Annotated in this window: 12 protein-coding genes; 11 read left to right on the top strand and 1 reads right to left on the bottom strand. The window is 37.0% G+C overall.

The genetic code is table 11. The features are described from left to right. Positions 1–152 precede the first annotated feature (152 nt). The 11 genes from DES48_RS13205 to DES48_RS13155 all read left to right on the top strand — a co-directional run bounded on the left by DES48_RS13205 (position 153) and on the right by DES48_RS13155 (position 7,157). Entirely contained in the window at positions 153–1,154 is a 1,002-nt protein-coding gene (locus tag DES48_RS13205) for an ABC transporter substrate-binding protein (RefSeq protein WP_113869849.1), read from the top strand. Between the two features lie 25 nt (positions 1,155–1,179). After that, complete coding sequence (locus DES48_RS13200; RefSeq protein ID WP_113869848.1) at positions 1,180–1,470, top strand: thiamine-binding protein; 291 nt, start codon at positions 1,180–1,182, stop codon at positions 1,468–1,470. Positions 1,471–1,598: 128 nt separating this feature from the next. Further along, complete coding sequence (locus DES48_RS13195) at positions 1,599–2,282, top strand: ABC transporter permease (protein WP_245911459.1); 684 nt, start codon at positions 1,599–1,601, stop codon at positions 2,280–2,282. After that, positions 2,275–3,024, top strand: coding sequence for an ABC transporter ATP-binding protein (locus tag DES48_RS13190; protein WP_113869846.1), 750 nt, complete (start codon positions 2,275–2,277; stop codon positions 3,022–3,024). Before DES48_RS13195 ends, DES48_RS13190 begins: the two co-directional genes overlap by 8 nt. Positions 3,025–3,512: 488 nt before the next feature. Next, complete coding sequence (locus DES48_RS13185; protein WP_113869845.1) at positions 3,513–4,202, top strand: NAD(P)H-dependent oxidoreductase; 690 nt, start codon at positions 3,513–3,515, stop codon at positions 4,200–4,202. An 11-nt stretch (positions 4,203–4,213) separates the two neighbouring features. Beyond that, positions 4,214–4,396, top strand: coding sequence for a hypothetical protein (locus DES48_RS13180; RefSeq protein WP_079709205.1), 183 nt, complete (start codon positions 4,214–4,216; stop codon positions 4,394–4,396). Between the two features lie 83 nt (positions 4,397–4,479). Beyond that, positions 4,480–5,082 carry a DedA family protein gene (locus tag DES48_RS13175; RefSeq protein WP_113869844.1) on the top strand — a complete coding sequence of 201 codons (603 nt, stop codon included), beginning with the start codon at positions 4,480–4,482 and terminating at the stop codon, positions 5,080–5,082. A 66-nt stretch (positions 5,083–5,148) separates the two neighbouring features. After that, on the top strand, positions 5,149–5,835 hold the full coding sequence (locus DES48_RS13170) for an RluA family pseudouridine synthase (RefSeq protein ID WP_113869843.1): 687 nt from the start codon (positions 5,149–5,151) through the stop codon (positions 5,833–5,835). Positions 5,836–5,956: 121 nt separating this feature from the next. Next, positions 5,957–6,310, top strand: coding sequence for a nuclear transport factor 2 family protein (locus DES48_RS13165; RefSeq protein ID WP_170126221.1), 354 nt, complete (start codon positions 5,957–5,959; stop codon positions 6,308–6,310). 24 nt (positions 6,311–6,334) lie between these two features. Continuing rightward, entirely contained in the window at positions 6,335–6,580 is a 246-nt protein-coding gene (locus tag DES48_RS13160; protein WP_079709209.1) for a hypothetical protein, read from the top strand. A 16-nt stretch (positions 6,581–6,596) separates the two neighbouring features. Next, a complete protein-coding gene (locus tag DES48_RS13155) occupies positions 6,597–7,157 on the top strand; it encodes a DNA-3-methyladenine glycosylase I (protein ID WP_113869841.1) in 561 nt (186 codons plus the stop codon). 54 nt (positions 7,158–7,211) lie between these two features. Here DES48_RS13155 and DES48_RS13150 read toward each other — a convergent pair whose 3' ends face one another. Beyond that, positions 7,212–8,504 carry a purine/pyrimidine permease gene (locus DES48_RS13150; RefSeq protein WP_245911458.1) on the bottom strand — a complete coding sequence of 431 codons (1,293 nt, stop codon included), beginning with the start codon at positions 8,502–8,504 and terminating at the stop codon, positions 7,212–7,214. Between the last annotated feature and the right edge of the window lie 270 nt (positions 8,505–8,774).

Below are 8,774 nucleotides of genomic sequence, written 5' to 3'. Positions count from 1 at the left end.
TTGACGGTCAATTTAAAAGCCCCTTTAGGGGTAGTTAGTAAAGTGCCCTTCTAGGGCGAAATTAAAACCGCCCGTTTTACGGGCGGATATTTATTTTTATTCGTGTGGTAATATATGTTCCTCTAAATACTATAAACTAGGGGGATTTTTTTATGAAAAGAAAGATGCTATTCGTATTGTTTGTCGGTCTACTTTTTATTAGTGCTTGTGCAAACAGTCAAGACGGAACAGAAGAAAGTGAGCAAAATACCAAAGAAGAAGTTACGATGGTGCTAGATTGGACACCAAACACGAATCACACGGGTATATATGTGGCACAAGACCAAGGATATTTTGAAGAAGCGGGCTTAGATGTGGAGATTACCTTACCTGGTGAATCAGGTGCGGATCAAGTGGTTGCTTCCGGTCAAGCGGAATTTGGTATAAGTGCACAAGAACAAGTAACTGAAGCAAGAACACAAGATATTCCACTTGTATCAGTCGCTGCTGTTATTCAACACAATACTTCTGGATTTGCTTCTCCAGTAGATAAAAATATTACATCTCCTGCTGACTTTGTAGGCAAAACCTATGGTGGCTGGGGAGCGCCAGTAGAGTCAGCTGTGATTGATTCGCTAATGAAACAAGAAGGTGCTAGTGTTAAAGATGTGAACATTGTCAATATGGGGAATACCGACTTTTTCACTGCGATAGAGCGCGATGTGGACTTTGCATGGATCTATTACGGTTGGGATGGAATCCAAGCAGAATTACGTGATATTGATTTAAATATGTTATATTTAACCGATTACTCTGAGAAACTAGATTACTATACGCCAGTGATCACAACAAATGAAACAATGATAGATGAGAACCCAGAAACAATTAAAAAATTCATTGGTGCTGTTTCAAAAGGCTATCAGTACGCGATCGATAACCCAGATGAAGCTGCGGATATTCTAATTGAAGCTGTACCTGACTTAGATGAAGAATTGGTACGTGCAAGTCAAGAATGGCTATCACCAAAATATCAAGCAGAGGCAAAACAGTGGGGTGTTCAAGACGCAGAAGTATGGAAGAACTACGCAGACTGGATGTATAGTAATAATTTATTAGATACAGAATTAGATGCTGATGCAGCATTTACCAATGAATTTTTACCTGAAAACGAATAAACCTATGGGGAAAAGAGGAGATAATATGGCAAATGCACTAGTTAGCGTTCAAATTATTCCAAAAACAAGCAATGGAGAAGATACGATTCCGTTAGTTGATGCAGCAATTGCTGTTATTGAAGCTTCTGGAGTGAAATATCAAGTGAATCCATTGGAAACAACCATGGAAGGTGAATTAACTCAGTTATTTAGCGTTATCGAGAAAATGAATCAAAAAATGGTGGAACTTGGTAGTATTAGTGTCATTTCGCAAGTAAAAGTTTACTACAAGCCAGATGGTGCATCCATGGATGTTTTAACCGAAAAGTATCGTTAAGATTGGGGGAATGGCGGTTGTGTATCGATGCTGATGCATAAACCGCCTTTGCTATGAAAAAAGGTTTTTCAATCTACAGTCCAATAATAGTTATTATTGCAATTCTTGCCGTATGGCAATGGAGTAGTATGTTTTTTGCTATTCCAAATTGGTTATTACCAGCACCAACAGATATATTTCATGAAGCAGTGAATGGTTGGGATAGTTATGCGCATCATCTTTTATCTACCTCTAATTTAGCTGTTGTAGGTTTTGTGATTGGCGTTAGTGTTGGGCTAGTGGTTTCCATAAGTTTACATCTGTTGCCAAGTGTAAGACAAGCTGTTTATCCGTTGTTAATTTTATCGCAAAATATTCCGATTATTGTGCTCGCTCCCTTGCTTGTTATATGGTTTGGTTTCGGTGTACTACCCAAAATTATCATTATTACTCTCGTCTGTTTCTTCCCGATTGTTGTCGCTACCTTAGACGGATTTCGGCAAACATCACCGGATTTGATGCATTATATGCGTATGGCTGGGGCATCAAAAAGTCAGTTATTTAGGAAGTTAGAAATTCCACATGCTCTGCCATCGATTTTTTCCGGATTAAAGATTGCAGCTACGTATAGTGTGATGGGAGCGGTCATATCTGAATGGCTAGGTGCTAATAAAGGGATTGGCGTTTACATGACATTAGCGCAATCTTCTTTTCGAACGGATCGGGTTTTTGTGGCTATTGTATTTATAATGATCCTATGTTTGATATTTTTTGCGATTATAATTGGATTAGAAAAAGTGATGCTTAAAGGAAGAAGGGGTAAAGATGAGTGAATTAATCGCTGAATCAATTACAAAATCATTTGCCGATAAACAAATCTTGCAGAATGTTTCATTTACCGTTAAAGAAGGTGAATTTGTTGCTTTATTAGGTCCTTCTGGAAGTGGCAAAAGCACGATTTTTCATTTGATTGGTGGTATGTCGCGTCCAGATGAGGGAACATTTTCGCTTGATGGTAAAGATATAACTGGGCAAAGAGGAATGATTAGTTATACACCACAAAACCCATCTTTATTTCCATGGCGAACAATCATCCAAAATGTAGTACTTGGTGCTGAAATTCAAAAAAAACCAGATTATCAAACGGCCCAAGAAATGCTAGAAAAAGCTGGTCTGAAAGGATATGAAAATGCCTATCCTTATCAATTATCTGGTGGAATGCAACAGCGTGTTGCGTTTGTGCGTGCCCTATTGAGCCCACAAGACTTTATTTGTTTAGATGAACCTTTTTCCGCTTTAGACGAATTTACTCGATTAGAAATGCAACAATGGTTATTAAACATCTGGCAAGAAAATAAAAAGTCAATATTGTTCGTTACGCACAATATTGAGGAGGCATTATATTTAGCAGATCGTTTGTTGATTCTGTCCAATAATCCAGCTACGATTAAATATGATTTTTCATTGCCGTTTGTTCGACCACGAGATGAGAATCTGTTTTTAACAGAAGAATTTTTGCAATGGAAACGTAAAATTTATCAAGCATTACAAGAAAATAATCATATACCATCTTAAGGAGGGGCGGGGACAAAACTAATTTTTAACTACAGTATACGAATGATTGATGAGAGCTTAACCATCATAACTGGAAATACACTCGCGTTCTGCGGGCACGGCGTCGGGCACACAGGACGTGACGGTTTTCGTCTAACTTCTAGCCACTTTACAAAGTGGATCTTCGGCTCGTGGGACTGCGATTACTCGCCCCATCAAACCCATTTGCTGTTCCCGCTAGAGTCTCGTATATTTCCAGTTACTTAGTTATGTTTTATAATTAAAACGAACGATGGATAAAATAGGTCATCCATCGTTCGTTTATCAGGGGTCTTAATTCACTTTTGTCCCAGCCCCTTTATTCATGATTAATTTTTATTTCGTACAAGCTTCCTCCTTTACGCTCCTATGTTATTATTAGATAATATTATACGGATAAGATTATTGGCAAAGGTTAGTTTTGGGATAATAAAAAAGAACGGAACTTGAAGTTGAAAGGAGAGACAAGCATGCAAACATTATTAATCGTATCACATCCAGATATTATCGAATCTGGCAGTCAACAATATTTTTTGAATTCTATCAAGCAGCATAGTAACATCACTATCCACCATTTAGAGCATTTATATCCGGATGGAAAGATCGATGTAGCGAAAGAACAGGATTTATTAAAACAACATGAACGCATTATTTTTCAGTTTCCCTTTTATTGGTACAGTGCCACACCTTTCATAAAAAAATGGCAAGATGAAGTCTTAGGCGAAGGCTTTGGTTATGGTACAAAACGACAACCGCTTGCAGGAAAAGAATTTGGTTTAGTGATGATGATCGGTGTTGCCGAAAGAGAATATCAAGCAGGTGGCGAAGAATTATTTTCGATTAGTGAATTGACGAAACCATTTCAAGCAATGGCAAATAAGTTAGGAATGGTTTATCTTAGACCATTACCAGTCTTTCAGTTTTTTTATATGGAAGAAGAGGAAAAGATGAATAATTTAATCAAATATTGGCAACTTCTCACGATGGATAAGGATATTAGTCTTGCTACCCGAGAAAAGTGGCTGATTGAGCAATTGGAGCAGATTGTGAATCCGGATGAAGCATTCAGTCCATTAACATTTGCAATCGAGCGAATACAAGCCAATCGTGATAAAATAGACGAGCTTAAAATGGTACTTGATGACATGTTTTTAAAGTAGGAGGGAGCAATATGGAAGAGAATCAATGGATGATTGGCCAATTACAAGAACTTTTTGATCGAACCGATGATTACTATCAACGTATCTTAATCAAGGCAACACAAGATATTATTGTAGAACAGGGTAAACGAATGGAACAAATGGAAGGCGAGATGGAAGGAACGATTTGGAGTCCACGTCGATGGAGTGAATAGCGAGATGGACATGTAGCATATAATTTATTAAGATGTACCGTGTTTTATATGCTATTACATATAAAGAGATAGGGCGGAGATAAATGCAAGACTGGTTAATGACTGTCATTAATAGTTATGGGTACATGGGAATTGCGTTTTTGATTGCTGTAGAGAATATTTTCCCACCAATACCATCTGAAATCATTCTTACATTTGGAGGTTTTTTAACAACTTCTACCTCGATGAGTTTAACTGGTGTCGTGGTGGCAGCTACGATTGGGTCGGTTTTCGGGGCAGTAGTACTTTATCTTATTGGCGCCTCTATTTCAAAAGAGACTCTAAAAAAATTTATCAACAAGCGTGGGCATTATTTACGGTTAGAAGTCGATGATGTTGATCGCGCAATTGGCTGGTTTCATAAATATGGGGGATGGAGTGTCTTCGTCTGTCGTTTCATCCCACTCATACGAAGTCTAATCTCCATACCAGCTGGTTTAGCGCAAATGCAGTTTTGGCCATTTTTACTATTAACGACCACAGGCACGCTTATTTGGAATGTTGTTCTCGTTAGTTTAGGGGCTTATGTCGGCGAATCGTGGCAAGATATTCTTATCTACATGGACAGATATTCTTTAATTATGTATGGTTTATTAGCGGTAGTGATAATTATAGGAATTGGAATATATCTGAAACGAAGGAAGTAAACGATTTTGTTCGCATGTCTATGATGTGATATCCTTGAATAGATTATGTGAAAAGGAGTAGTTTTTATGGAGATTCCAATTCTGCACGAAGATAATCATTTACTCATTGTAGAAAAACCAGTTAATATTCCAGTACAGGAAGATCAAACGTCGGATGCCGACTTATTAAATATGCTAAAGCAAGATATTAAAGAACGTCATCAAAAGCCTGGTAACGTATATTTAGCTTTATTACACCGATTAGATCGTCCAGTAGGTGGAGCGATGGTGTTTGCAAAAACATCAAAGGCTGCTTCGCGTATGTCTGATAAAATAAGGAGAAAGCAAATTTCTAAGCAATATATTGCAGTTGTCCGCGGCTTACCTGAACATGAAAGTGGACAATTAGAAGACTATCTTGTAAAAGACCGTCGCAAAAATCAAGTACGAGTCGCAAATGTAAAAGAAGCGAAAGCAAAAAAAGCAATTCTTGATTATCAAGTTCTGGCAACATCTAAAGGATTAAGCTTAGTGAAAATTAACTTACATACGGGAAGACCGCACCAGATACGAGTGCAATTTGCTAGTAGAGGTTACCCGCTATACGGTGATCAAAAATATGGTTCAACGGTCAATAAAATAGGGCAACAAATTGCACTTTGGTCCTATCAAATTGGATTTGATCATCCGGTAAAGGAACAAGAAACTTATTATACTTCCACACCACCGAATCAGTATCCATGGAATATATGGAGAAACCAATTATTTGTCTAATAGTTGGTTTTTTTACTATCTTTTAACAAATAGATGTCACCGAATCTTATATCTTTATTTTTACAATTTAATGTAATGGTATTTTATATTATAGACAATGAACGGAAAAGGAGGAAGTATAATGGATAAACATATTTTTTTTCAACAATTTAATGAGGCTTTAATGAAAGGTGATCTTTCTTTTATTTTAGCGAGCGTAACGGATGATGTATCATGGACAATGATCGGAAATGATGTGATTGAAGGGAAAGATAAGCTAGCAAATGTACTTGGTAGTATGGATCATACCATGGAATACAATGTAAAACTTGATCACATCATCATTCAAGATTTAGAAGCTGCTGTGAATGGAACGATTGAGGTAACGACTTCATTAAATGAATTAAAAACATACGGATTCTGCGATATCTATCTATTGAACAACAAGGTAGATGGAAAGATTAAAGAAATTAAGAGTTATGTCATACAACAATAGCGAGAAACATGGAGGTTGGTTACATTGAATGGTGAAAATAAAACCACTGAAGAACTATTACTACGAGCTGTCAAAACACAACGGGCTATTCTACAACTGCTAGATACAACACTTTATGAAACGTATCAATCAGAAAAGAACAGACCAAAAGAGGAGCAAAATGAAGCATTACTTCATTTAGCGCAACGAGTGCGCACAATAGTAGCTAAGAAGCCAAAATTAAAAGAAATCTATCGAATATTGGAAGAAGACCATGAGTTACATATCTAACGAAGGAAGCGATACTATGAAACGGTGTGATTGGGTAAATGACGATCCTTTATACATTGAATATCACGATAAGGAATGGGGAGTACCTGAGTATAATGAAAAAAAGTTGTTTGAGTTACTAATTTTAGAGGGAGCACAGGCAGGCTTAAGTTGGTATACGGTGTTAAAAAAACGTGCCCACTATCGTAAAGTATTTGATCAGTTTGATCCATACAAAATTGCGAATTACACAGAAGATAAAGTGCAAGCACTTCTTCAAGATCCCGGTATTATACGCAACAAGCTAAAAGTTCGGTCAGCAATTACGAATGCACAAGCTTTTTTAGCTATTAAAAAAGAATACGGTTCATTCTCGGAATATATTTGGAGCTTTGTAGATGGAAAACCAATCATTAATCAGAGGGACTCCATTGCCCAAGTTCCTGCCACGACAGCTATAAGTGATCACATGAGTAAGGCACTCAAAAAACGAGGATTTAAATTTGTTGGATCGACAATTTGTTATGCATTTATGCAAGCAAGCGGAATGGTGAATGATCATATTTTGTCCTGTATTTGTAGAAGTCGAGTAGAGTAGGAATTAATAATAAAGGAAAAGATGGAAATGATATATTGAAACAAGCTCGTCCAATTATTTGAACGAGCTTGTTTCTTTTTCGCGCCACAACTGCTCGAGTAGAATAACTAAAGCAGTTCCAACCAGAAGTCCATTACTCATGACATTTTGAATAATAGACGGTAGTCCATTAAATACTTCAGTAGGAAGAAACATGGTTCCCATACCAATTAGATAGCCAATTCCTACAATGGTGACTTTTCGTTCATCAAGCGGTTTAAGTGTGATATTACGAATTGCTAAACCGACTAACTGTACAAATGATGCCATTAAGGCAGCATTTGCTACAGGTGATGGAATATTAGCAATAAACGTTACGATTGGCGGAAAGAATGCAACCAACAATAAAATGATAGTTGCATAAATAAACGGTGTTTTCTTTTTTTGTCCAGTTAAAGCAATGAAACCGGATGAGGTTGCCAACGGTACATTGGCAATTGTCGAAAATAGACCAGCAAGACCATGATTAATTCCTGACAATGTTGTTCCGTTATTTACTCTGTCAGCGTTGTCTTTTCCATCTAATCCGATCGTTTGACTAGCAGCAACAACGGATGCTACCACATTTGAAATTGAAATTATGGCAGTAATGAAAGAAATCGGAATAATACTTATATCAAACGTTGGTTTTCCGAATGCAAATAAATCCGGTAATGCAAACTTAGCGACATCTTGTGCATTTCCACTCGTCCCATTTACTAGCACAAATATTGTCCATCCAATTAGAATTCCAATAAAAACAGCATAACTACTTAGCCAACCTTTCGCAAAGATCGATAACCCTAAAACGATTAAAAAGGTAAGGAAGGCTATGGTTGCTTTTGATAACTGAATAGTCTCGGAAGATCCCTGTAAACCAAGCATGCCTTCTAGGAAGGTTCCACTTAATTGAACAGTTAATAAAAAGAAGAAAGTTCCTGTCACTAATGGCGTGAAGATTGGTAAGATTCGTTTAGATAGTTTAAATACGCCTAAAAGAAACATAAACAAACCAGTGAAAATCATTGTTGTTGTTAACGTTTGTAAAGTCCCACTTAAGGAAGAACCAGTTGCTGCCATTACCGTGAAGACACTAACCCAAATTCCGGCTGGTCCCTCCATGATGGGCAAGCGGTGACCAAACAGCGCTTGTAATAAAGAAGCTAATCCAACCGTTAAAAACGTCCGTTGCATCAGCCCAGTTATTTCTGCACCATCTAAATGAAAAACGGATCCAATTACAATTGGCATAGCTACTGCACTAGCTAGTAAAAATAACAGCCATTGCAATGTTTCCATTGTTGTTTTAGTGAATGTAGATTGCTGCAATGTCAATCCTCCTCTATCATTTGTTTTTAGTAGTTCGATATTATAAAGGGAAAAAACACAAAAATAAGCCAAGATTACGGCACTTTTATTATGTCATGCAGTAAATTGTGCTTACACTTCGATAAAACTTACACCTTATCTACTTTAACGTAAGCTTTCCAACCTGTCATCCCCTTTGCTTCTTCATAAAGTTAAAAACCATTTTATTATGTAAAATATTATCGTTTTTTTACCTTGAATTTACACAAATTTAATTTAATAGTGCTATAA

The organism is Paraliobacillus ryukyuensis (genome assembly GCF_003315295.1).
Taxonomy (GTDB): Bacteria; Bacillota; Bacilli; order Bacillales; family Amphibacillaceae; genus Paraliobacillus; species Paraliobacillus ryukyuensis.
The sequence above is the reverse complement of the archived record's forward strand: the minus strand, read 5'-3'. Positions and strand labels throughout refer to the sequence as shown.

Coding starts and splice junctions, on each gene's coding strand:
- DES48_RS13195 (WP_245911459.1), top strand. CDS start 1,599: ATGTTTTTTGCTATTCCAAATTGGTTATTACCAGCACCAACAGATATA.
- DES48_RS13190 (WP_113869846.1), top strand. CDS start 2,275: ATGAGTGAATTAATCGCTGAATCAATTACAAAATCATTTGCCGATAAA.
- DES48_RS13175 (WP_113869844.1), top strand. CDS start 4,480: ATGCAAGACTGGTTAATGACTGTCATTAATAGTTATGGGTACATGGGA.
- DES48_RS13205 (WP_113869849.1), top strand. CDS start 153: ATGAAAAGAAAGATGCTATTCGTATTGTTTGTCGGTCTACTTTTTATT.
- DES48_RS13185 (WP_113869845.1), top strand. CDS start 3,513: ATGCAAACATTATTAATCGTATCACATCCAGATATTATCGAATCTGGC.
- DES48_RS13170 (WP_113869843.1), top strand. CDS start 5,149: ATGGAGATTCCAATTCTGCACGAAGATAATCATTTACTCATTGTAGAA.
- DES48_RS13155 (WP_113869841.1), top strand. CDS start 6,597: ATGAAACGGTGTGATTGGGTAAATGACGATCCTTTATACATTGAATAT.
- DES48_RS13180 (WP_079709205.1), top strand. CDS start 4,214: ATGGAAGAGAATCAATGGATGATTGGCCAATTACAAGAACTTTTTGAT.
- DES48_RS13200 (WP_113869848.1), top strand. CDS start 1,180: ATGGCAAATGCACTAGTTAGCGTTCAAATTATTCCAAAAACAAGCAAT.
- DES48_RS13165 (WP_170126221.1), top strand. CDS start 5,957: ATGGATAAACATATTTTTTTTCAACAATTTAATGAGGCTTTAATGAAA.